Source organism: Streptomyces sp. SYP-A7185 (genome assembly GCF_046103685.1).
GTDB lineage: Bacteria > Actinomycetota > Actinomycetes > Streptomycetales > Streptomycetaceae > Streptomyces.
In genome coordinates this window covers 8,515,652-8,538,277 of sequence record NZ_CP122310.1, presented here as the reverse complement: position 1 = coordinate 8,538,277, position 22,626 = coordinate 8,515,652, and the positions used below count along the sequence as shown (strand labels likewise).

21 protein-coding genes are annotated in these 22,626 nt (G+C 73.0%); 13 read left to right on the top strand and 8 right to left on the bottom strand.

Annotated elements, in window-relative coordinates; translation table 11 throughout:
- The first annotated feature begins 38 nt into the window (after positions 1-38).
- A complete protein-coding gene (locus QBL25_RS37405) occupies positions 39-773 on the top strand; it encodes a Clp protease N-terminal domain-containing protein (protein ID WP_409061393.1) in 735 nt (244 codons plus the stop codon).
- Here QBL25_RS37405 and QBL25_RS37400 read toward each other — a convergent pair.
- Together QBL25_RS37400 and QBL25_RS37395 are read right to left on the bottom strand one after the other, a co-directional pair.
- Positions 727-1,890, bottom strand: coding sequence for an isopenicillin N synthase family dioxygenase (locus QBL25_RS37400; RefSeq protein WP_409061392.1), 1,164 nt, complete (start codon positions 1,888-1,890; stop codon positions 727-729). The genes QBL25_RS37405 and QBL25_RS37400 overlap by 47 nt on opposite strands.
- Before the next feature lie 52 nt (positions 1,891-1,942).
- The gene (locus QBL25_RS37395; RefSeq protein WP_409062916.1) at positions 1,943-2,833 is read right to left on the bottom strand and encodes a (2Fe-2S)-binding protein; all 891 of its coding nucleotides are present in this window, start codon (positions 2,831-2,833) and stop codon (positions 1,943-1,945) included.
- 200 nt (positions 2,834-3,033) lie between these two features.
- Here QBL25_RS37395 and QBL25_RS37390 point away from each other — a divergent pair, with 200 nt between their 5' ends.
- The 4 genes from QBL25_RS37390 (at position 3,034) to QBL25_RS37375 (ending at position 6,889) form a co-directional block, all read left to right on the top strand.
- The gene (locus QBL25_RS37390; RefSeq protein ID WP_409061391.1) at positions 3,034-3,240 is read left to right on the top strand and encodes a hypothetical protein; all 207 of its coding nucleotides are present in this window, start codon (positions 3,034-3,036) and stop codon (positions 3,238-3,240) included.
- Positions 3,241-3,313: 73 nt separating this feature from the next.
- Positions 3,314-3,541 (top strand): hypothetical protein, encoded by a 228-nt coding sequence (locus tag QBL25_RS37385; protein WP_409061390.1) that lies wholly within the window; start codon positions 3,314-3,316, stop codon positions 3,539-3,541.
- A 205-nt stretch (positions 3,542-3,746) separates the two neighbouring features.
- Complete coding sequence (locus tag QBL25_RS37380) at positions 3,747-4,961, top strand: acetyl-CoA carboxylase biotin carboxylase subunit family protein (RefSeq protein ID WP_409061389.1); 1,215 nt, start codon at positions 3,747-3,749, stop codon at positions 4,959-4,961.
- Between the two features lie 98 nt (positions 4,962-5,059).
- Positions 5,060-6,889 carry an IucA/IucC family protein gene (locus QBL25_RS37375; RefSeq protein WP_409062915.1) on the top strand — a complete coding sequence of 610 codons (1,830 nt, stop codon included), beginning with the start codon at positions 5,060-5,062 and terminating at the stop codon, positions 6,887-6,889.
- Between the two features lie 143 nt (positions 6,890-7,032).
- Here the strand turns inward: QBL25_RS37375 and QBL25_RS37370 are convergent, their stop codons facing one another.
- Complete coding sequence (locus QBL25_RS37370) at positions 7,033-7,365, bottom strand: hypothetical protein (RefSeq protein ID WP_409061388.1); 333 nt, start codon at positions 7,363-7,365, stop codon at positions 7,033-7,035.
- Positions 7,366-7,413: 48 nt separating this feature from the next.
- On the opposite strand from QBL25_RS37370, the gene QBL25_RS37365 reads away from it, so the two are divergent.
- Both QBL25_RS37365 and QBL25_RS37360 read left to right on the top strand, forming a co-directional pair.
- A complete protein-coding gene (locus QBL25_RS37365) occupies positions 7,414-9,246 on the top strand; it encodes an IucA/IucC family protein (protein ID WP_409061387.1) in 1,833 nt (610 codons plus the stop codon).
- A complete protein-coding gene (locus QBL25_RS37360; RefSeq protein WP_409061386.1) occupies positions 9,243-10,445 on the top strand; it encodes a type III PLP-dependent enzyme in 1,203 nt (400 codons plus the stop codon). The genes QBL25_RS37365 and QBL25_RS37360 overlap by 4 nt, the downstream gene beginning before the upstream one ends.
- A gap of 67 nt (positions 10,446-10,512) precedes the next feature.
- Here QBL25_RS37360 and QBL25_RS37355 read toward each other — a convergent pair whose 3' ends face one another.
- Both QBL25_RS37355 and QBL25_RS37350 read right to left on the bottom strand, forming a co-directional pair.
- Positions 10,513-11,511, bottom strand: a complete 999-nt coding sequence (locus QBL25_RS37355) for a D-2-hydroxyacid dehydrogenase (protein WP_409061385.1) — start codon at positions 11,509-11,511, stop codon at positions 10,513-10,515.
- Positions 11,512-11,596: 85 nt separating this feature from the next.
- Positions 11,597-12,133, bottom strand: a complete 537-nt coding sequence (locus tag QBL25_RS37350; protein WP_409061384.1) for a hypothetical protein — start codon at positions 12,131-12,133, stop codon at positions 11,597-11,599.
- Positions 12,134-12,356: 223 nt separating this feature from the next.
- On the opposite strand from QBL25_RS37350, the gene QBL25_RS37345 reads away from it, so the two are divergent.
- The gene (locus tag QBL25_RS37345; protein WP_409061383.1) at positions 12,357-13,295 is read left to right on the top strand and encodes a GlxA family transcriptional regulator; all 939 of its coding nucleotides are present in this window, start codon (positions 12,357-12,359) and stop codon (positions 13,293-13,295) included.
- 122 nt (positions 13,296-13,417) lie between these two features.
- On the opposite strand, the gene QBL25_RS37340 is transcribed toward QBL25_RS37345, so the two are convergent.
- Positions 13,418-14,146: a class I SAM-dependent methyltransferase gene (locus QBL25_RS37340; RefSeq protein ID WP_409061382.1), complete on the bottom strand. Its 729-nt coding sequence runs from the start codon at positions 14,144-14,146 to the stop codon at positions 13,418-13,420.
- 337 nt (positions 14,147-14,483) lie between these two features.
- Between QBL25_RS37340 and QBL25_RS37335 the strand changes: the two genes are divergently transcribed.
- The gene (locus tag QBL25_RS37335; protein WP_409061381.1) at positions 14,484-15,311 is read left to right on the top strand and encodes a hypothetical protein; all 828 of its coding nucleotides are present in this window, start codon (positions 14,484-14,486) and stop codon (positions 15,309-15,311) included.
- 129 nt (positions 15,312-15,440) lie between these two features.
- On the opposite strand, the gene QBL25_RS37330 is transcribed toward QBL25_RS37335, so the two are convergent.
- Entirely contained in the window at positions 15,441-16,124 is a 684-nt protein-coding gene (locus QBL25_RS37330) for an alpha/beta fold hydrolase (protein WP_409061380.1), read from the bottom strand.
- Between the two features lie 113 nt (positions 16,125-16,237).
- On the opposite strand from QBL25_RS37330, the gene QBL25_RS37325 reads away from it, so the two are divergent.
- The 4 genes from QBL25_RS37325 (at position 16,238) to QBL25_RS37310 (ending at position 21,386) form a co-directional block, all read left to right on the top strand.
- Complete coding sequence (locus QBL25_RS37325; protein ID WP_409061379.1) at positions 16,238-18,673, top strand: polysaccharide lyase 8 family protein; 2,436 nt, start codon at positions 16,238-16,240, stop codon at positions 18,671-18,673.
- Between the two features lie 386 nt (positions 18,674-19,059).
- A complete protein-coding gene (locus QBL25_RS37320; RefSeq protein WP_409061378.1) occupies positions 19,060-19,503 on the top strand; it encodes a subtilase-type protease inhibitor in 444 nt (147 codons plus the stop codon).
- A 145-nt stretch (positions 19,504-19,648) separates the two neighbouring features.
- Positions 19,649-20,641 (top strand): aminoglycoside phosphotransferase family protein, encoded by a 993-nt coding sequence (locus QBL25_RS37315; protein WP_409061377.1) that lies wholly within the window; start codon positions 19,649-19,651, stop codon positions 20,639-20,641.
- A gap of 181 nt (positions 20,642-20,822) precedes the next feature.
- The gene (locus tag QBL25_RS37310; protein ID WP_409061376.1) at positions 20,823-21,386 is read left to right on the top strand and encodes a GNAT family N-acetyltransferase; all 564 of its coding nucleotides are present in this window, start codon (positions 20,823-20,825) and stop codon (positions 21,384-21,386) included.
- A gap of 4 nt (positions 21,387-21,390) precedes the next feature.
- Here the strand turns inward: QBL25_RS37310 and QBL25_RS37305 are convergent, their stop codons facing one another.
- Positions 21,391-22,623 carry an epoxide hydrolase family protein gene (locus QBL25_RS37305; RefSeq protein WP_409061375.1) on the bottom strand — a complete coding sequence of 411 codons (1,233 nt, stop codon included), beginning with the start codon at positions 22,621-22,623 and terminating at the stop codon, positions 21,391-21,393.
- Between the last annotated feature and the right edge of the window lie 3 nt (positions 22,624-22,626).

The following is a 22,626-nucleotide window of genomic DNA, read 5'->3' as shown; positions in this document are numbered from 1 at the left end:
GGTTGACAGCCTCTCAACTGTCAACCTACGGTTGACACATGACGCAGCCCGCACACCCCATCCGCCTGGACGACCTGATCCAGGCCATCAAGAAGGCCCGCCCCGAGGCCGCCCTCGACCAGCTCTCCGACGCCGTGATCGCCGCCGATCACCTGGGTGAGGTCGCCGACCATCTGATCGGCCATTTCGTGGACCAGGCGCGCCGCTCGGGCGCCTCGTGGACGGACATCGGCAAGAGCATGGGCGTCACCCGGCAGGCGGCCCAGAAGCGGTTCGTGCCCAAGGACCCCGGCGAGATGTCCGACCTCGACCCCCGGCAGGGCTTCAGCCGGTTCACCCCCCGGGCGAAGAACGTGGTCGTGGCCTCGCAGGAGGAGGCCCGCGCCGCGGGCAACGACGCGATCGGACCCGGCCATCTGGCGCTGGCCCTCCTGACCGACCCGGACTCGCTCGCCGCGAAGGCGCTGGTGGCGCAGGGGAGTTCGCTCGACACGATCCGCGAGGGCCTCACCGAAGCACTGCCGCCGGCGGTCGGCGAGGTGCCCGACCTCATCCCGTACGACGCCGGGGGAAAGAAGGTCCTCGAACTGACCTACCGCGAGGCACTGCGGCTCGGGCACAACTACATCGGCACCGAGCACATCCTGCTCTCCCTCCTGGAGACGGAGGGCGGCACGGGCCCGCTCACCGGCCTGGGCATCGACAAGGCGGCCGCCGAGGCGCACATCACCCGGGCCCTGGAGGCGATGCTCGCCGCCCGGGAGCAGGCGTGACGGAGCCGGTGCCGGTCGCGCCCTGCCCCGGCTCGCGGCCCGCGGCGGCCCGCACCCGCGCCGCCTCGCGAACGGCCGCCGCGTTCGCCTTGCCCTGCCGGGACCCCGCGAGCTTCGCCTTGATGTGGTCGCGCACCAGGATCGGCTCGTAGGCGAGTCCGTCGCAGGCGTCGAGGTGGCTCGGCAGCGTGCGGATGACCGCGTCGACGTTGCCGTCGTGGAAGTAGGCGGCGGACCGGCGCCTGACGATGCCGCCGTCCACGATCGGCGGCTTGACCCGGTGCAGGGTGGACATCCAGCGGTCGTTCGTGAGCCGGGCGGTCAGATCGCCGAGGTTGACCAGGAGCGCGCCCTCGACGGGGCTGACGTCGTGCCAGGCCCTGTCGGCGCCGAGCACCTGCAGCCCGGCGACCCGGTCCGCCCACAACACGGTGACGAGGCCGAAGTCGGTGTGCTCACCCATCCCCGTCAGATCGCCGTCGAGGGTGACGGCACCTTCGGGCAGGGCGTAGTTGTTCATGCGCAGCACGTCGATGGAGTGGTCGGTCAGCGGCGCGAAGAAGTCGGACGGCTCCCCCAGGGCGTCGGCGAAGACGCGGGTCAAGGTGCGGGCCACGCGGCCCGCCCGTTCGAAGTACCGCCGTACGGCCGGTTCGAAGCCCTCGACCTGCGTGGGCCAGACGTTGAGCCCGTAGTCGTCCTCGGACAGGCCGAGGCCGGGGAACGAGCGGGCCTCGGTGCCGACGTTGAACGCCTCGAAGAAGTCGTTCATGCGCCCGGCCGACTCCACGCCCAGGCTCAGGCTCAGGGATTCACTCTTGGGCGGGCTGTAGCCGCGGTTCGCACCCGTCACCCGATAGGTCTTCCGTACGTCGAGGGGCAGGCCGAAGAAGCCGTCCATGGCGGCGGTCAGCCCGGCCACCGTCGCGTCGGGGATGCCGTGCCCCAGGATCTGGACGAACCCCACACGGGAGCAGGCGTCGTCCATCTGCCGCGCCACACGGGCGCGCTGGGCGTCCGTCCCGCCGTCGACGTAGGGCGTGATGTCGATGACGGGAACCTCGAACGGCGGGAGCGACCCGGCCTGCGCGGACGACTCGGTCTCGGAGGGTGACATCGACTTCTCCTGGCGGATGTGAGGGGGCGGGGCCGGACTCCCCGTCACGTTCTCACCGCGTGGGCGTCGGCGGTACGTTCGGCGAGGGGATGTCGGCCTCCAGCCTGCGCAGCCGTTCCGCGTCGCAGACGCGCGGGCAGGTGCCGCACGCCTCGGTGGCGGGGATCGTGTAGTAGAGGCAGCAGCCCAGGCGGGTGCGGGTCGGGTGCCGTTCGCCGTCACGGGTCGTCAGATGCCGGAAGGCGGCGCCTCCGGGGAAGGGTGCGACGGGCCCCGGGAGCAGGGCGTCCACCGCGCGCAGCGCCTCGTCCTCCCGGCCGAGCATGCGCCCCAGGTACCAGATCCCGGAGATGAGGTCGTCGCCCGCCATGCCCCACAACGCCCGCTGCCCGCGCCGCAGTCGCGGTCCGATGGCCGTGAGCAGCGGCCGCAGGTGCGCGACGACGGCGGCGCGCAGCTCGACGCGCAGCGACTCCTCGTCGGCGAGGACCCGCGTCGCGGGGAGCCCGGCCGCCGGATCGTCCGGAAAGCAGGCGAAGGAGCCGGGGACGACCTCGAAGGCGCCGGTCGCCAGGTGGACGCGGACGTCCTGCGGGCGGATGCGCGGTACGCGCCGCTCCAGGTACCAGGCGCCGCTCATCAGCAGGCAGACCGACCAGAGGTAGCCGTGCAGGGCGCGGGACGCGGCGACGTCCGGGCGCGGGGTGTGGTCGTGGCCGGCGCGGATGCGCGTGGCCTCCGCCTCGACGAAGGCGTCCAGGGCGTCGTGACGTGACGTCAGCTCGGCGCCGGTGACCCACCCTTGGCCCACGCCCGCGTCGGGTTGCGCCACCGTGACGGCGAGCGACTCGCAGTGCGTGGCGAGCCGCCGGTACGTTCCGGCGAGCAGGGCGGCGGGGCTCAGGGCGGTGGCGTTCGACGCCAGGTCCGGGGCCACGGTCAGCGGCACTCGTACTCCTTGGAAGGCAGGTCCATCGGCCGTTCGGCGGCGCAGCCTGCCACCGCGAACTAGGTAAGGCTTACCTTATTTTGCTTCAACTTGCCGCATCGCCGACGGCGCGTCGCGCACATCCGCATCGCAAGTGATCCGCCCCTCACTGCGAGTTGACATCCTTAGGCATACCTAACCTAAACTCTCACCCCGTGTCCAAGATCGCTCGGGCCGTCCCGCCAGGCGGCCTCACCGTGCGGCGGATCCCTCTGCTCCTCGCCAGAATCAGCGCGTCTGCCGTGTGCGTCGCGCCGAGCCTGGTCCTGGGAACGCGCCCGGTGCCGCTCTCCCCGCACCCGGTGCGGCTGCTCCCGGCCGCGCCGCCGCCCGCGGTCCCGGCCCGGAAGGTGGCGCGATGACCGCCTCCGCCTTGCGGGAGGCCAAGGCACCAAAGCCCTGGGGGACGCCCTCAAGGACACGTACGACGGAACGATGCCGTCGGCCTCGGCCGTGCGCTGCGTCGCGGGCCCGGCCCGGCGCCACCAGAAGTCCCCCCACAGCGGCGCCCTCCTCGACGGCAGCGTCCCGCGCCCGGCCTCGCGGCGCACGTCCGGCCCCGAGCAGACCATGCCGGACATCCGCCCCGGGCAGATCGACGAGGCGGACGCCGACCTGATCTTCGTGACGTCCGCCGCCGCCTCCCGACGAGACCCGGCGTAAGGGCGTCACGTCCGGGCCACGTCCTTCAGGACGTGCCCCGCGGTCCGGACGCCGATGACCGGCATCCACCACCTCTCGTCCGGGACCGTGCAGACCTTGTCCTTCCTGGCGGCCGTCACGGTCCTGCCAGAGGGCAAGGGCGGGCCCTTGCACCCCACCGCCCCTCGCCCACCCCCTCCGCTCGCACCCGGAAGTGGACTCGCACATGCGGCTGTACGTCCTTGCCCGCAACCCCACCGACTCGGTCTCCGAAGGCTTCCTGCCCGCCGCCCGCCGGCTCGGTCTCGACGTCACGCTCCTCACCGACCAGCCGGACGCCCACCGCCGCCGGGAGGGGGCGCACTCCTTTGGCCTCCCGGCCTCCCCGGAGATCCTTGAGTGCGACGTACGTGATTTCCGTGCCGTCATCAGCCGGATCTCCGCCCACCACTCCCCCGGTGCGGTCTTCACCAACAGCGACCATCTCCAGACCCAGGCCGCCCTGGCCGCCGCGTACTTCGGGCTGCCCGGCAAGGACTGGCGTGCGGCACTGCGGACCAAGGACAAGGCGCAGATGCGGCGCCATCTCGCCGCTGCGGGCGCCGACACGGTCTGGTCGGCGGAACTCCCCGCCGGCCAGGACCCGGCCGCCCTCGGGGCGCTCGACGTGCCGTTCCCGTGCGTGGTGAAGCCGCGGGAGGGTGTGGCGAGCGAGGACGTGGTGCTCGTCGACGGGCCGGAGCAACTGATGCGCCGGTGCGCGGAGACACAGGCGCGGCGCCCCGGGGAGGCCCTGGTCGTGGAGGAGTACCTGCCCGGGGAGCTGTGCACCCTGGAGACGCTCGGCGACGGCCGCCTCCGGCACGTCCTGGGCGGCTTCCGTACGGAGGTGTCGCCGCCGCCGCACTTCATAGAGGAGCGCATGACGTTCGTCCCGGCGCATCCGCAGCCGGTGGTGGCCCAGGTCCTGGCCCAGCTCGACGCGCTGGGCGTCGGGTTCGGGGCGTGCCACACGGAGTTCGTGGTCGCCGAGGGGCGGGCGCGGCTCATCGAGGTCAACTACCGGGCCATCGGCGACCAGTGCGACCTGCTCCTCGCACAGCTCCTGGACATACCGCTGTTCGAGCACATCCTGCGGACGCATCTGGGCGAGCCGCTCCCCGCGGACCTGGGGGCGCGGACCGACGGCCGGGCGCGCCTGGACTACCCGTGCGCGCGAAGCTCCGGGACACTGACGGCAGCGCCGGACGCGACCGAGACGACGGCGGGCGGTGTACGGCTCACCTACCGTCCCCTGCGCGAGGTCGGCGAGCGCCACGAACTCCACGGCACGAACCGCGACTTCCTCGGCGTGGTCCGCGCCACCGGCACCGATCAGTCGGCGGTGGACCGGGCCGTCGCGGACTTCCTGGCCGAGCACCACTGGGAGATCACGCCGTGACGCCGTCACCCGCCGCCCGCGTGGGCACGGACAGGAGCACGGGTACGGATACGGGTACGGATACGGGCGCGGACAGCGGCGTGGGCACCTATACCGGCATGGGCGAGGCCGGGACCATCGAGGGCGAACTGCTGTTACGCGTCCTGAGCGCGCTGCTGCGCGAAGACGTGGTGGGCTGGCGCACCCGGAGCAGGCCCGTGCGGCTGCCGGACGGCTTGTGGCTGAGGCTGCCGGTGGCATCGGGGCCTGAAGCCTCCCGGGAGGAACCGGTCGCCCCGGCGCGCGTGGCACCGCCGCGCGCCGCACCCGAGCCCGGTGGTGACGCCTTGCTCATGCCCGTCCAAGCGGACGGCTACCAAGCCGCGTACGCCGCCCGGCTCCCCCTGCTGCGGCGCGAGGGCGACGGCGGCGAGCTCCGGGACGCGGGCAGCGTGCTGTCCGCCCTGCGGAAGCTCGCCGACCCCCTCGATCGCGGGGGCTTCGACGCGTTCGCCGTGGAGTGCGCGCAGGCGCTCGACGCCCTGCGGCTGCACGACAGGACGAAGGGCGAGGCGGCTGACCTGCTCACCGCGCGGTACGGCCAGGATCCGGCCGCGTGGCACGGCCTTGCGGGCGGGCTCGGTCACGACGCGCTCGCCGCGCGCGCGGACCATCCGGTCTACCCGACGTCCCGGGGCCGGTCGGGGATGTCCGAGGCCCACCTGCGCGCGTACGCACCTGAGTTCCATCCCACCTTCGCGCTGCGCCGGCTCGCCCTGCCGCGCGAGGCCGTCACCGTCGGCGGAGACACCACCGACTGGCTGTCCCCCGGCACGGCGGGCGTGCACGCACTCGAAGGGAGCCATCTGCTCCTCCCCGTGCACCCCCTGGTCGCGGACGGCCCCCTGCGGGACGCGCTGCGGGCGGCGGGGCTCGACGGGCGGGCCCGGCTCATCGACGGGCCGGGACCCGAGGTCGTACCGACCCTGTCGATGCGGACCGTCGCCCTCACCTCCGACCCCACCCGGCACCTCAAGCTCCCGCTCGCCACCGCCACCCTGGGCCTGCGCAACCGGCGCACCATCAAGCCGGGCACCCTCGCCGACGGCGCCGCGGGCCAGCGGCTGTGCGAAGCCGTCGTCGACCGCGAGCCGCGGTTCCGGGGCGTCGTCCTGCACGCGGACGAGAGCCGTTACGCCCACGCGGGCCATGAACTGCTCGCCGTGCTCCTGCGCCGCTACCCGGCCGGTCTCGACGGCGCCGCCGTCGTGCCGATGGCCGCCCTCATGTGCCCGGCGCCCGGCGACGGCCGGCCGCTGATCGACCATCTCGCCGACCGCTTCTACGGCGGTGACCCCCTCGCCCTCCTGGACGCCGCGCTCACGCTCCTCTTCGACTGGCAGACCACCCTCTTCGCCCACGGCATCGCCCTGGAGTCGCACCAGCAGAACATCGCGCTCGTCCTTGCGGACGGCAGCGGCGTGGAGCCCCGGCTGCGGTTGCTCTTCAAGGACAACGACGGGCCCCGCGTCCACCTCGCCCGGCTGCGGGACGTCATGGGCCAACAGGCGGCCGATACCTTCGCGTTCGACGACACACGGATCTTCGTCGACGGGGACCGGCCCGTCCTCGACCTGTTCACCACCATCACCCTTCACCTCTGCGCGGGCTCCTACGCCTTCGCTCTCGCCCGGCACGGCCACGCCCCGCTGGAGCGCCTGCTGCGGCTCGTGCGCGAGCGGCTCGCCGAGGCCGCCGAGCGGATCGGCACGGGCCCCGGCGAACCCGGCGCTCTCCTGCGGACCCACGTCCTGGACGCAGCGGAGCTGCCCGTCAAGGCGATGGTCACCGCGGGCACCCTGCTGTCCAAGGAGCGCTCCGGGGCCGCCGACATCAACAAGCACTACACGACGGGCCCCAACTACCTGCGGATGGCGGGGACTTCCTGATGGCCATCCCCGCGCCGCCGGTGCACCTGGTTCTGGTCGAGGACCGAATACCCGGCGTGTCACCGGCCGCGTCCGGCGCGCCGTTCGCCCTGCCGCACCCGTGCCGCCTCCTCCGCGCGCCACGGGTGCACCAGGCGGTCGAGTCACTCGCCGCCTTGACCGGCGTTCGGCCGCTGCTCGGCGTGGGGCGCACGCTCGGCCTCGGCGGGCTCGGCGGCCTGTCCGTCCTGTCGTCCTGTCCTGTCCGTCCTGTCCGTCCTGTCCGTCCTGTCCGTCCTGGCCGCCGAGTGCGCCCACGGCCGACCGCCCGGCGGGACGTCCGGCACGCCGGAGTCCGTCGCCCCCGGGGGTGCGGTCGCCGCCGGGGGTGCGGTCGCCGCCGGGTTCGCGAAGGCCGCCGCCACCGGCCTCCTCGGCCTGCCCGCGCCCCTGCCGGCCAGCACCGCGACCGCCCTGCTCGCGCCGGCCGCCGCCACCCCTCCCGCCCTGTTCCGCCGCTCGCCCCGCATCCGCTGGAGCCGTTGATGTCCCTGCCGACCGGCACGTTCGCCGCCCCATCCGCATCCGCACCCGCCGCCCTCGTCGCGGCGGCCCCCGCCGCCGGGGCCACGCCCACCCGTCTGCCCGACGCCGACCAAGCGGTGACGCACACCCTGCTCAACTGTCTGCTGCGCGAGGTCTCCGGACCCGAGCACCAGACCGCCGTCGTCGACGGCGACCTCCTGCTGCGGCTGCCGCGCCGCGGCGTCCTCCTGCGGGTCGCGCTGCGCCGCGCGTCCCTCCTCGGCGCCCACCGGTTCACCGGCCCGGTCACCGAGCAGCGGGACGGCGTCTGGGTAGAGGTGGATTGGCCGCGCCTTGCCGAATACACCCACGCCGAGCTCTCGCTGCGTACGGGCGTGAGCAACGAGGAGTTCCTGGAGCAGATCGCCTCAAGCCACCAGGGCGTCAGCGCCGCGCTCGCCGCCCGCCGCGCGGCACGCTCCTCCGGGCAGGCGCCGACATGGCCGGCATCCGCCCCGAAGCGGCTCGCCGACTACCTCGCCTCGGAGCAGTCCCTGCTGTTCGGCCACCGCTTCCACCCCACGCCCAAGGCGCGCGGCGGCGGCCTCGCCGACTGGTCCGCGTACGCCCCGGAGACCGCTGCCGCCTTCCCGCTGCGCCACCTCGCCGTACGGCAGCACCTCGTCGCCGAGGAGTCGGCGCGGCCGGACGCCACGGCCCCGCTGGACCGGCTGGGCACCGTGCCCGACGGCCACCGGCTGCTGCCCGTGCACCCCTGGCAGTACGACCTGCTGCGCGCACACCCGGCGCTGCGGGCCGCCCTGGACCGCGGGGACGTCGTCGACCTGGGCCCCGGCGGCTCGCCCTTCGCGGCCACCGCCTCCGTGCGCACGCTGTACGACGGTGACACCTTCCTGAAGTTCAGCCTGAACGTCCGCATCACCAACTGCCTGCGCAAGAACGCCAGTTACGAACTGTCGGGCGCCGTCGCGCTCACCCGCGCGCTCGAAGGCGCCCTGGACGACCTGGCGACCCGCTTCCCGGGCAACGCCGTGCTCCGCGAGCCCGCCTACCGCAGCCTGGCGCTCCCGGGCCCCGACGGGCGCCCCGACCTCGCCCTCCTGGAAGGCTTCGGCGTCATCGTCCGCGAGGGTCTGGACGGGCGGCTCCTTCCCGGCACGACACCGCTGCTCGCGGCGGCCGTCGCGGACGAGTACCCGACGGGGCCCGGTCACATCTCGCGCCTCCTCGCGGGTGCGGGCCCCGAACGGACTCTGGACTGGTGGCGAAGGTATCTGCGCCTTCTGCTGCCGCCGGTGCTCGCCGCGTACTTCGACCACGGCCTGGTGCTCGAACCACATCTCCAGAACGTCCTGATCTGCGTCGACGACGACGGCATGCCCGCGCAGGTGCTCTTCCGCGACCTGGAGGGCACCAAGCTCGTCCCCGAGCGGCACGCCGGGACCCTCGCGGCGCTCCCGCCCGAGGTCGCGGGACCGCTGACCTACGACGCGCAGCGCGGCTGGGACCGGGTCGTCTACTGCCTCCTGGTGAACCACGTCGCCGAACTGCTCGCCGCCCTCGCCGACCTGCATCCGCACACCGAACCCGCGCTCTGGTCGCAGGTCCGCGCCACCGTCCAGGAGTTCGCCGACATCCACGGCTGTCCTCCCCGGCTCAGCGCGCTGCTCGCGGGGGTGCCGCTGCCCGCCAAGGCCAATCTGCTCACCCGCTGGGAGCGCAAGGCCGACCGGGACGCCGGTTATGTCCGGCTCACCTCGCCCTTCCCCCTCGCCCAGCACGTACGGGACCTGGCCGCCCGCACCGACGCACCTTGGAGCACCGCCGGATGACCGCCCCCACTCCCGCCGTACGTGACCGTGCCCTCGGTCTGGCGGCACAGGAACTGCCCGCCTATCTCTACGACATGGCGGCCCTCGACGCCCATGCGGCCGCGGTGCGGGCCGCGCTCCCCCGGCAGGTGGAGCTGTACTACGCCGCCAAGGCCAATCCGGAACCGGAGATCCTGGCCGCGCTGGGCCCGCACGTCGACGGCTACGAGGTCTCGTCGGGCGGTGAACTCACCCATGTCGCCAAGGCGGTGGCGGGCCGCCCGCTGGCCTTCGGCGGCCCCGGCAAGACGCCGGACGAGATCGCCGCCGCCCTGGAACTCGGCGTGGCGCGCTTCCACGTCGAGAGCGCCCACGAGCTGCGCATGCTGGCCTCGATCGCCGCCCGCGTCGTCCCGCACACCCGCGTCGGCGTCCTGCTCCGGTTCAATCTCGGCCTCGACGCCGCGTCCCTGGCGGGCAGTGCCCTCGCGATGGGCGGGCGCCCCACCCCCTTCGGGCTCGACCCGGCCGACGCGGACCCCGTGGTCTCCTGGTTCACCGACGGCAGCCTGCCCCAGCTGCGTCTGCTCGGCGTGCACGCCCATCTGGCGAGCGGACTCGACGCGCCGCGGCAGCTCGCGGTCGCCGGATCCGTCGTGACCTGGTCGCAGGAGCTCGCCCGGCGGCACGGCGTCCGGCTGGCGGAGGTGAACGTCGGCGGCGGGATGAGCGTGGACTACACCGACCCCGGCGCGCGCTTCGACTGGTCCGGGTACGGCGAAGGCCTGGCCCGGCTCTGCGCCGCGCACCCCGGACTGACGCTGCGCATCGAGCCGGGCCGGGCGCTGACGGCGTACTGCGGCTGGTACGCCACCGAGGTCCTCGACGTGAAGGGCAGCCACGGCGAGGAGTTCGCGGTGGTGCGCGGCGGCACCCACCATCTGCGCACCCCCGCGGCCAAGGGCCACGACCAGCCCTGCACGGTGCTCCCGGCGAGCGCGCCGTGGCCGCATCCCTGGCCCCGGGCCGAGGCGCGGCAGGACCGGGTGACGTTCGCGGGCCAGCTGTGCACCCCCAAGGACGTCCTGGCCCGGCGGGTTCCGGTCACGGGGCTGCGGGCCGGGGACCGGGTGGTGTTCGCGATGGCGGGTGCGTACGCGTGGAACATCTCGCACCACGACTTCCTGATGCACCCGCGGCCCGGCTTCCACTTCCTGTGACCGCCGTCGCCCCTCGGCTCGCCCCTCGGCTCGCGACCGGCTCGCGACCGGCTCCGGGTCCGGGCGCCTAGTACCCCTGGGACCACCGCACGACGTTGCGCAGCGGCTCGCCGGACGCGAGCCGCCGCCAGTTGTCCAGGAACAGGTCGACGACGCGCTTCGTCTCGTCGCGGGAGCCGCCCGCCGTGTGCTGGGTGAGGATCACGTTCGGGCAGCTCCACAGCGGGTGTCCGGCCGGCAGGGGCTCCTCGCGGGTCACGTCGAGGACCGCGCCGCCGAGCCGGCCGGAGGCGAGGGCGGCGACCAGGGCGTCCTCGTCCGCCAGCGTGCCGCGTCCCGCGTTCACGAAGACCGCGCCGGGGCGCAGCCGGTCCACGCGCCCCCGGTCGAAGAGGTCCGCGGTCTCGTCCGTGCCCGGCAGCAGGCCCACCACGACGTCGAACCGGGGCAGCGCGGCGTCGAGCTCCTGCCGGGTGCGGAGGTCGCCGGCGCTGCGCGCGAAGTGGGTGACGGAGCAGCCGAAGGGCGCGAGGAGTTCGGCCAGCCGCAGGGCGATGGTCCCCCTGCCCAGGATGAGGACGTGCGCGTCGCTCAGGAGTCGCAGCCCGGGCCGTACGTCGAGCTTCGACCAGGACTGCCCGGCACGGAGCCCGGCCAGTACGTCGACACCGCGGTAGAGGGCGAGGATGCCCGCGAGGCAGGTCTCCGCGACCGGGTCGGCGAAGAGCCCGCCGAGGTTGGTGACGGTGAGGCGCCGCCCCAGGGCGGGCCAGTCCAGGCCCACGTAGCGGTCGATGCCCACGGACGCCAGCTGGAGCCAGCGCAGGCGCGACGCCTTCTCCAGGTGCTCCGCCCGCGGATTGCCGAGGGCCAGGTCGGAGTCGGCCAGGACCCGGGCGTCGTCGGCGGACGCGGAGTCAGGACCGGCGAACCAGACCGGCCCCGGGGCGGCGGCGCGCAGGCGCTCCCGCTCGGCGTCGTCGAGCGCCAGCTCCACGTACAGGGCGGCGTCCGGTGGCAGGGCGACCTGGTCGGTGGTCTGCGGAGCATGTGGTGCACGGACCATTCCTGATACCCCCGTGGTACGGAAAGCGCTGGTGAACGCACGTTCACCGAACTTAGGGCTTTCGCTCCACGGGGGTCAACCGCGATCAGGCTCCGGTCGTGGAGCCGGGCCGGACGATCATCAGGACGGTGACGGTGGCCCAGAGGAGGTTGAACACCCCGGTGTACATGGCGAGTCGGGAACTCGTGCGCTCGCCCACGGTCACCACGGCCGTCCCCTCGGCCCGCTGACCCCGCGCCCCCTGCGCCCCGGCGCCGCCGGCGGCGCCGTCGCCGCTCTGTCCGGCGACCGCCTCCAGCGCCGCCTCCTGGCGCGGCAGGACGAGGACGATGAGCACCACGGCCGCCGCCAGCGTGAGGACGATCGAGACGATCAGCCAGGCGCTGCCAAGGACGCCCAGGCTGCCCGCGGTCACGAACCCGGTGACGGGCACGGCGACGCCGACGAACGCGTAGACCGAGCAGATCCGCTGGAGCAGCCGCAGCGAGGCGACGGCCGATGCGTCGCCCGGGGCGGCCTGGGCCCGGCGCAGGGCGGCGGGGAACATGCTCGCGGCGACGGTGACCGGACCCACGGCGAGGATCGCGGCCAGCACGTGCAGCGTCAGGAAGAACTTGGTCACGTAAGGGCCCTCGGGATTCGGAGAACGGAGGAGGTCAGGTGGCTCCCGATCGGGACCCGGTCGCCGAGATTAGTCAGCGCCCCGCCCGCTCGACAGTGGCATTAGTGACAGGCTTCGCAGAAATACCGCCATCGAATCGAAGGCCGGTTCCCGCGCAAACGACCTGGTCACATCCCTCGTGCCCGCGCTTGGCGGAATCCCGGTCGTGTCGTACGTTGCCGCCATGCACACCGTGGCCGTCCTGGCACTGGACACCGTCATCCCGTTCGACCTGTCCACCCCCATCGAGGTCTTCGGCCGCACCCGGCTGCCCGGCGGGCGCGACGGCTACCGGGTGCGCGTCTGCGCGGCCGCGCCGGAGATCGACGCCGGTCTGTTCACCCTGCGGGCCCCCTGGGGTCTGGAAGGGCTCGCGGACGCCGACACGATCATCGTGCCCGGCACCGCCGACGTGTCCCGGCCGGTCCCCGAAGCCGTCCTCGACGCACTGCGGGACGCGGCGGCCGAGGGCACGCGGATCGCCTCGATCTGCGCGGGCACCTTCACGCTCGCCGCGGCCGGCCTGCTGTCCGGGCTGCGCGCCACCACGCACTGGATGGCCGCGTCCGCGCTCGCCGCACGCCATCCCGACATCGACGTCGACCCGGACGTGCTCTACGTGGACAACGGGCAGATCCTGACGTCCGCCGGCGCCGCCGCGGGGCTCGACCTCTGTCTGCACCTGATCCGCCGGGACTACGGCTCCGCCGTCGCGGCGGACGCCGCCCGCCTCTCGGTGATGCCCCTGGAACGCGAGGGCGGCCAGGCCCAGTTCATCGTCTCCGAGCTGCCGCCCACACCGCAGGGATCGGAGCTCGAACCGCTGCTGCGCTGGCTGGAGGAGAACGCCGGGCGCGAACTCACCCTGGAGGACATCGCGGGCCGGGCGGGCATGAGCACCCGTACGCTGCTGCGGCGCTTCCGGGAGCAGACGGGCAGCACACCGCTGCAATGGCTGCACCGCACCCGCGTCCGGCAGGCCCAGCACCTGCTCGAGACGACGGGGCACTCCGTCGAACGGATCGCCGTCCAGGTCGGCTTCGGCTCACCGACCGCGTTCCGCGACCGCTTCAAGCGTGTCGCCGGGGTCAGCCCGCAGGCCTACCGCAGGGCGTTCCAGTGACTTCGTGACTCCGGGAGTCCGGTAGTCCGTGACTTCATGACTTCGTGACTTCATGAGTCCGTGACTCCGTGCCCCGCGGCCGTACGGCCGCCGCACCCCGCGGCCTCAGAGCACCCAGCGGCTCAGACCTTGCGCGCCTCGACGAGACACCAGCGGGGGCTGCCGTCGGGGCGACGCCCGAACTCCTCCATCGGGTGCAGCCGCGTGGTGAACCCGGCCCGGAGCAGGTCCTCGATCACGCCCCGCAGCGGGAAGGTCCGGTAGTACATGACGAACGGCGGACGCCACAGCAGGTTCCGCACCCGCATCACCCCGTCGAAGCCGAGCAGCGCCCAGTGCAGCGGTGACGTGAGCGGCGGCGGCGCGCCGATCGGGAAGGCGAAGATCCCGCCGGGCCGCAGCGACCCGCAGACCTCCGCGAACAGCCGGGGCCGCTCGGCGGGCAGGAAGTGCCCGAACGCCCCGAAGCTCACGGCCAGATCGAAGGCTTCGACGAAGGGCAGGGCCCGCGCGTCGGCCCGCACCCACTCCACCGCGGGCCCTCCGCGCGCGGACACCACGGAGGCCCGCGCCTCGGCCAGCATCCCGGCGCTGAAGTCGACGCCGGTCACCCGCTCCCGGCACAGCGGCAGCAGCGTCTCGACGCCCGCGCCGGTGCCACAGCAGACATCGAGACCCGCGTCGAAGGGCCCGATGCCGCTCAGCGTGTCCGCGACCGCGTCCAGGATCCGGTCCGGCGTACGGAAGGGGGTGTGGTCGAACTTCGGGGCCAGCAGGTCGTAGCCGTCCTCGGTGGAGGAGAGGGCCTGCACGGCCAGTTCGCGGAGTGTGGGTCCCTGAGAGGTGAACACCGTCCCCACCCTAGCCAGCGGCGGAGGGCGGAGACTCGACCCTGGACAAAGCTGGGCATATCTTGGTATGAGGACTGGTCGTCGCACCCGGAACGAGCGGCGGCGCACCGGCATGATCCCAGCCGTTCAGGCCGGGACCGGTCGCCGAGGCACCCTCGACCGGCAGCGGATCATGGTGCTTCGACCAGGGTCCAAACACCACGGGCCGAGGCGATCCGAGAACCTTCCGCTCCGCGTGGTGGCCGGTTACCACCAGGAGGCCTATCGGGCTGATCCACAGGTCAGGTAGACGTGTCGCGGCCACAGACCCGCCACGCAGCACGAGGAGGCATGCCTCATGACCGGTGCCCGGACCCCCGCCGCAGCAGGCAAGACCCGGTTCGACGACATCTACGACCGGCCCGATCCCCGCGCGTACTTCCGCACGCTGGCCCCCTTGCGGTACGAGATACCGCAGCAGGCCCAGGACGTCTTCCGGCGTACGCTCGCCCTGCGTTCGGCGGTGCCCGGCACCCGTCTGCCCGTCACGGTCCTCGACCTCTGCTGCTCGTACGGGATCAACGCGGCGCTGCTCAACCACGACCTCACGCTCGCGGACCTGTACGCGCACTACACCGGCGACGAGACCGCCGCCCTCACCCGCGGTGAACTCGTCGAGGCCGACAAGGAGTTCTACGCGGCGCGGCGGCGGCCGGACGCGGTGCCGGTCATCGGTCTGGACATGGCCGCCGACGCCACGCGCTACGCCCTGGAGGTGGGGTTGCTCGACGAGGCCTATGCCGAGAACCTCGAACGCCATCCGCCCAGCGACGGGCTGCGCCGCGCCATGGCACGCGTCGGCCTGATCACGGTCACCGGCGGGATCGGCTACATCACCCACCGCACCTTCGACGCGCTCCTCGACGCGGCCGGGATTCCCGTGTGGGTGAGCGCGTTCGTGCTGCGCACGGTGCCCTTCGAGCAGATCCTGGCGACCCTGGAGGCCCACGGCCTGGCCACCGAGACCGATCCCGGACGGACCTATCCGCAGCGCCTGTTCACCGGCCCCGACGAGCAGAGCGGCGCGGTCGACGACGTGCGCGCGGCCGGTGACGATCCCACGGGCCTGGAGGCGGCGGGCCGCTACTACGCACGGCTGTACCAGGCGAGGCCCCGGCCGGCGTAACCCACCCCGCACGAGGAGGTGGGGCACGCACGGTCGACCGCGTCCCACTTCCTCGTGCGCCCACGCCTCGTGCGCCGGCCTCCTCGTGCGCCCGCGCCTCGTGCTCGTGCGCCCGTGCCGCGGACCGCCTCAGCTGGTGAAGAACTCGCTGACCTGCTCCGCGAACTGCTGCGGGCTCCCCTCGTGCACCGAGTGCCCGACCGGGATCGTGATCAGCCGTGAGTCGGGGATCGCCGACGCCATGTCGGGGATGCGCTCCTGCGGCATGCTGCTGTCCGGCCCGCCCGCCACGATCAGGGTCGGCGCGACGATCTCGCCGAGCCGCTCGGCCCACTCCGGATCGGGGTCGAAGATCTGGGCGCGGACCGCGGGAGACACGGGCCAGTCGAAGGCGATGGCCTCATCGGGGCGCGGGGCCTCGACCGGCTCACGCGGATAGGGCGGCGGCGTCTCCTCGAGGACGAGCCGCTCGACGCGGTCCGGGTGCTCCTCGGCGAGCAGGTACGCCACGACACCGCCCATGGAGTGGCCCACGACGCCGACGCGGTCCAGGCCCAGCTCGTCGAGGAAGCCGAGCACGTCGTCCCGCATCAGCTCGACCGAGTACTCGTCGGGCCAGTCGCTCTCCCCGTGCCCCCGCAGGTCGAGGGCGTACACCCGCCACTCCTGGCCGAGCGCCTCCCCGACCTGCTCCCAGGTCTCCGAGGAGCCGCCCAGCCCGTGCAGCAGCACGACGGGCGCTCCGTACGAGTCGCCCCAGGTCCGATAGGCCAGGCGTACGTCGCCCACATCCACCACTGCGTGATCGCTCATGCCCCTGACGCTACAGCGCGTTGCGCAACCCATTGAGCAGCGGCCCGGACCCATGCTAGAAAGCGCTTGCTCTCCCCCCGTCCCCCGCACCACCTCACCGTCGGAGACCCCACATGCCCTCGCCCTGGTCCCGCCGTGCCTTCCTGCTCACCACCGGCGGCTCCGCGCTCGCCCTGACGGCCTCGGGACTGACGCGATCCGACGCGGCGGCGGCAGAGGAAGCGGACGCGTACGAAGCGCTGCGCGCGAAGTGGCGCACCCTGATCCTCGGCGAGGGCTTCTCCCCCACGGCCGAGCCCTTCAAGAGCCGCCTCGCCGACCTCGGCGCCACCGCCCGGGAGCTGCGCGCCACCATGGCTCCCGTCGCGGGCTCCCTGTGGCCGGACGCCTCGTACGCCGATCCCGATCCGGACACCGACCAGGAGTCGTACGGCTACTCCGCGAACGTGGTGACCGGTTACGGCAGGCTCAACACCATGGCCCAGGCCTACCGCCAGGAGGGCACGGGCCTGACCGGCGACGCGGGCCTCAAGGCCGACATCCTCACCGGCCTCGACCACCTCCACGCCGAGGTCTACCACGCGGACCAGGCCCGGTTCGGCAACTGGTACAGCTGGCAGATAGGCGCCCCGCAGCACCTCCTCGACGTCTGCGTGCTGATGTACGACCACCTGTCGGCGGCCCAAGTGGCGAACTACTGCGCGGCCGTGGACCACTTCGTGCCCGACTCCGCGGTGGGCAGCTACACGGGGACGAGCACCGGCGCCAACCGCGTCGACCTGTGCCGGGTGCTCGCGCTGCGCGGGGTGGTCGGCGGCGACTCCGCGAAGATCGCACTGGCCCGGGACGCCCTCTCCCCCGTCTTCCCGTACGTGACCAGCGGCGACGGCCTCTACACCGACGGCTCGTTCATCCAGCACACCACCGTGCCTTATACGGGTTCGTACGGGTCGGTGATGCTGGGCGGCCTCGGCATGCTGTTCGCCCTGCTGCGCGGCTCCGCCTGGGAGGTCACGGACACCAAGAAGCAGATCGTCTTCGACGCCGTGGAGAAGGCGTGGGCTCCCTTCCTGTACAACGGCCTCGTCATGGACGGCGTGGCGGGCCGCGCCATCAGCCGCGGCCTGACCGCGACGGACGCCAAGAAGATCCAGGCGGACGACCACCGGCGCGGCCACCCCATCATGGCTGCCGTCGTGCTCCTCGGTCAGGGCGCGAGCGCGGCCGAGAACGCGCGCTGGCGCGGTCTGGTCAAGGGCTGGATACGGCGTGACTACTACAGTCCGCCGCTGAGTGACGCCTCGCTCGGCCTGACGGGTCTGGCCCGCCTGCAAGACGTCGAGGACGACGCGGCGGTGACCGCGATCGCCGAGCCCACCGGCCACCGCCTCTTCCCGAACATGGCCCGCGCCACCCATCGGCGCCCCGGCTGGGCGACGTCGATCAGCATGGCCGATCCCCGCATCACGTACTACGAGACGGGCAACGGCGAGAACCTGCGCGGCTGGCACACCGGCTCCGGCATGCTCTATTGGTGGGGCGACAGCTTCGCCAACGGGCAGTACAGCGACGCCTTCTGGCCCACCGTCGACCCGTACCGGCTGCCCGGCATCACGGCGTCGCGCAAGGTGCTCGCGGACGCGGCGGGCGGCGACTGGGGCGCGTCCCTGCCGGACGTGAAGTGGGTGGGCGGCGCGAGCGACGGCCAACGCGCCTCGATCGGGCAGTACTTGAAGGGCCTCCAGAGCACCCTGCGCGCGAAGAAGTCGTGGTTCTGCCTGGACGACTCCATCGTCTGCCTGGGCGCGGGCATCGCCTGCACGGACGGCGCGGCGGTCGAGACGACGGTCGAGAACCGCAACCTGGGCCCGACGGGCACCACGTCCTTCCAGGTGGACGGCGTCGCCAAGCCGACCGCCGCCCCCTGGTCGGCGACGCTCACCGGCGCCAAGTGGGCCCACATCGGGGGCCACGGCGGCTACGTGTTCCCCGGCGGCGCCACGGTGAAGGCGCTGCGCGAGCAGCGCTCCGGCAAGTGGAGCGACATCAACAAGGGCGGCGCGACCACCGCGCTGGCCCGCACCTACCTCACGCTGTACGTCGACCACGGCACCGCCCCGACGAACGGGACCTACGCCTACGCCCTGATGCCGGGCGCGAGCGCCGCTCAGACGGCGGCGCGGTCGGCGGACGCCGGATGGCTCCAGGTGCTCGCCAACTCCGACACCCAGCAGGGGATCTCCGTGCCCTCCCTCGGCTTCACCGGGGTCAACTTCTGGTTCGGCGGCACGGTGGGCAAGCTGGTCGCGAGCGCACCCTGCTCCGTGCAGATCAGCGAGCAGGGCGACGGCACCGCGGTCGTCTGCGTCAGCGACCCGATGCGCGCGCAGACCTCCCTGACCCTCACCTGGAACCGTGCCGTGTCCGCGGTGACGGCCAAGCCCGCCACGGTCACCTCGGCGGTCACGGGCGCCTCCCTCAAGCTGACCTTCGGGGACCTCACCGGCACGAAGGGCGCCACGCAGCGGATCACGGTCAGGCTGGGCTGAGGCGGAGCCTGGGCAGGGCGGGGGCCGGACTGCCGCCGGGCTGAGACACCGCGGCGGCCGGTCCGAGCCGCCCACCCGGCCGCCCGTCCCCTAGCACCGATGCTTTCCGGTCGACCCTCGATTCCGGTAGAAAACCAAATCAACTGTCCTCGCAGGTCAGGCGGTTGTTCTGGGTTGCACCATCACTTCCGGTCCATATGCTGGACACGCCTCGCGCCTCCTCGCGCACCACCGGCGCCCGTCGTGAGCTGCCCGAACGGGCATACGGCGACCGCTCAGCGGACACATCTATCCGGAAATCGACCATGCATTTGATCCTCACTCTCCGCACCGGCAAGACTCCTGTCCGCAACCAGGAAAAACACCCGCATCAAAGGAGAGCTGACGTGCGTTTCTTCCTCAAGACGGTGGGCGCCACCGCTGTCGTGGCCGCCTGCGTGATGTCCGGAACCTCCGGCACGGCCCAGGCCCAGCCACAGGCCGCCTCCGCGAGCCTGTACGCGCCCTCGTCCCTGGTCCTCGCCGTCGGCGAGGGCGAAGAAGCGGACACCGCGACCATGCAGCGCGCCGTGACCCTGACCTGTACGTCCAAGGCGTCGGGGACCCACCCCTCGGCGTCCGCCGCCTGCGCAGAACTGCGGGCGGTCAACGGCGAGTTCGCCCAGCTGGTCCGCACGTCACCCACCACGTTCTGCACGAAGGAGTGGAAGCCCGTCGTGGTCACCGTCGACGGCGTGTGGCAGGGCAAGCGCGTCGCGTGGTCCACGACCTTCGGCAACAGCTGCGAGATGCGGGCGCACCTCGCCGAAGGCGCGGCCTTCACGTTCTGAGTCCCCTGCCGCCGTGCATCCGACGGTAATTGGGTGGACGCGGCCTCGGCCCTGACGGTGGGATGAGGCCTCGACATTCACGACCGCGCCCCGGACGACGCCCTGAGCGACGTCCGGGGCGCGGGCCATGACCGGGGTGGCCCGCATGACGACGGCAGACGGACAGCACGACGGCGACTGCGACGGCGAGGGTGACGGCGGCACGCAGGGTGTCGACGCCGGGCCCGGCCTCCCCAGCGATCCGGTGATCGACACGGACCTGGTCCGCCGGCTCCTCGCGGCGCAGTTCCCCCGGTGGGCGGACCTGCCGGTCACCGCGGTACCCCGGTCCGGCATGGACAACGCGACCTACCGGCTCGGCGACGACATGTCCGTACGACTGCCGCGCTACCGGCGGTGGGTCGGGCAGGTGGAGGCGGAACAGCGGTGGCTGCCGCGGCTCGCCCCGCGGCTGCCGCTCACCGTCCCGGAGCCCCTGGGCCGCGGCGAGCCCGGTGAGGGCTACCCCTTCCCCTGGTCGGTGTACCGGTGGCTGGAGGGCGACACCGCGACGACCGACTCCCTGGCCGACCCGCTCCGGGCGGCGGCGGACCTCGCCGGGTTCGTCACCGCTCTGCGGCACATCGACCCCGCCGGCGGGCCCGGCCCCCGGCTCAGCAACGCCTTCCGCGGGGAACGCGTGGGCACCGAGTGCGACTCCCTGTGCGCCGACTCCCTCGTACGGTCCAAGATCGCGAAGCTGAAGGCGGCGGGGCTCGTCGACAGCGACGCGGTGACCGCCGTGTGGGACGCGGCCGTCACCGCGCCCGCGTGGGACGGGCCGCCGGTATGGGTCCACGGCGACCTCGCGACCGGCAACCTCCTGGCCGTGGACGGCCGACTGAGTGCCGTCATCGACTTCGGGACGCTGGCCGTGGGCGACCCCGCGGTCGACCTGCTGCCCGCGTGGCTGTTCCTGCCGGACGAGGCGCGCGGCGCGTTCCGCGAGGCGGTGGGCGCCGACGACGCGATGTGGGCGCGAGGCCGCGGAATCGCTCTCGCCGGATCGCTGCCGGTCCCGGACGACCCGTTCTTCGACGACCCGGCCCGGGTGACGGCGGCGCTGCGGCACCTCGACGCGATCCTCTCCGACCCCTGAACGGCCGGTCAGTCCAAGGCCTCCGCGGCCGGCGCCGACGACGCGGCCCGTCCCCGTGCCACCGGCGACGGCAGCCGTTTCCCACCCGCGCCCCCGGCCCGCTCCATCCGTCCGCGCGGCCTTCCGTTACGCTGCCTCGCGCACAAGTCACAGATGGCTCAGTCGGCGAAGGGTGTCGTCCATGCAAGAGGTCCGCGCCCGGGAGATCGGCACCGCCCGCCTCGTCCTCGTACCGCTCCAGGTGGAGCACGCCGACGAGATGGCCGGCGTGCTCTCCGATCCCGGTCTGCACACCTTCATCGGTGGCTCTCCCGACGATCCGCGGGAGCTGCGGGCCCGCTATCTGCGGATGACCGACGGGTCCCCCGAGCCCGCGGTCTCCTGGTGCAACTGGGTGCTGCGGCTGCGCGACGAGGAATCCCTCGTCGGGACCGTGCAGGCGACCGTCGGCCCCGCGTCCGCCCCGGACTCCGGCGCCACGGACTCAGGCGCCACGGACAGCGGCGCCTTGGTCGCCGAGGTCGCCTGGGTCGTCGGAACCGCCTGGCAGGGGCGGGGCTTCGCCGCGGAGGCGGCCCGCGGCCTCGTCGACTGGCTGGCGGAGCAGGAGGCCGTGCGCAGGATCATCGCCCACATCCATCCGGATCACCGGGCCTCGGCCGCCGTGGCCACCGCCGCCGGGCTGACGCCCACGGACGAGTGGCACGACGGCGAGGTCAAGTGGCAGCTGACACTGGAGCGTTGAGCCCTCAGCGCCGGCCGCGGAACGTGCGGCGCAGGTCGTCCACCCAGGCGTCGGGGATCTCCCACGGGATGAAGTGACCGCCGCTGTCGTGCGCGGTGAGGTTCACGTGGTGGTACCACTCGGCTCGGTCGCCGCCGAGCCAGCTCTGGACCCGCTGCTCGGCGGTGGTGACGCCGGGCGGGTTCTCGTGGGCGACGAACGTGAGGCCGGTGGGCGCCTCGACGGCCGGACTGCGGTCGTGGGACGGCGTCCAGGGGTAGCGGTTGGCGTTGGCGTAGTAGCGGATGGACGTGCCGATGGTGTTGTTCACCCAGAAGATCATGGCGTGGGTGAGGAGTTCGTCCTTGGAGAAGACGCTCTCCACGTCGCCGCGGCTGTCGCTCCACTTCTCCCAGCGCTCCAGGATCCAGGCGAGCAGCCCGACCGGCGAGTCGCTGAGTCCGTAGGACAGGGTGCTCGGCCCCAGGACGTGGACGGCGAGATGGGCGGCGAAGCGCCGCTCCAGGGAGATCAGTTGGCGGTGGGCGGGCTCGGGGAGGTCCTCGGGGATCGGCAGGCCGCCACTGAGGTCCCAGCCCCGGTCGCCGTTGAACATGGTGAGCTTCTGGCCCGAGCCGATGTGGATGCCGTGCAGTTCGTCCGCGTACTTGTGGCCGAGCTGACCGGTGACCAGAGCGCCGATGTCACATCCGCCCGCGGCGTACTTCCGGTGGCCGAGCGTGTCGGTCATCAAGGTGTGCCAGAGGTCGGCGACCTTCCAGAAGTTCATGTCGGGGTGGTCCCGCAGCGGCGCGGAGAAGCCGAAGCCGGGCAGGGAGGGCACGATGACGTCGAACGCGTCGGCCGGGTCGCCGCCGGACGCGGCGGGGTCGGCGAGCCGGTCGACGACCCTGGACCAGTGCCAGAAGGTCCAGGGCCAGCCGTGCGTGAGGATGAGCGGGGTGGGGGCGGGGCCGACGCCGGGCCTGCGCATGAAGTGCACCGGTACGCCGTCGACGCTCACCCGGTAGTGCTCGTAGGCGTTGATGGCGGCTTCGGCCTTGCGCCAGTCGTACCGGTGGAGCCAGTACTCGGCCAGCTCCTGGAGGTAGGTGCGGCGGACGCCGTAGTGGCCGTCGTCGTTGCCCGTGTCATCGGGCCACCTCGTCAGCCGCAGTCGCGCCCTGAGGTCGTCGAGCACCGCGTCGGGGACGTGGATCGGCTCGGGCGTCAACGGGAAGCGCGCTGCGGCTGACATGAG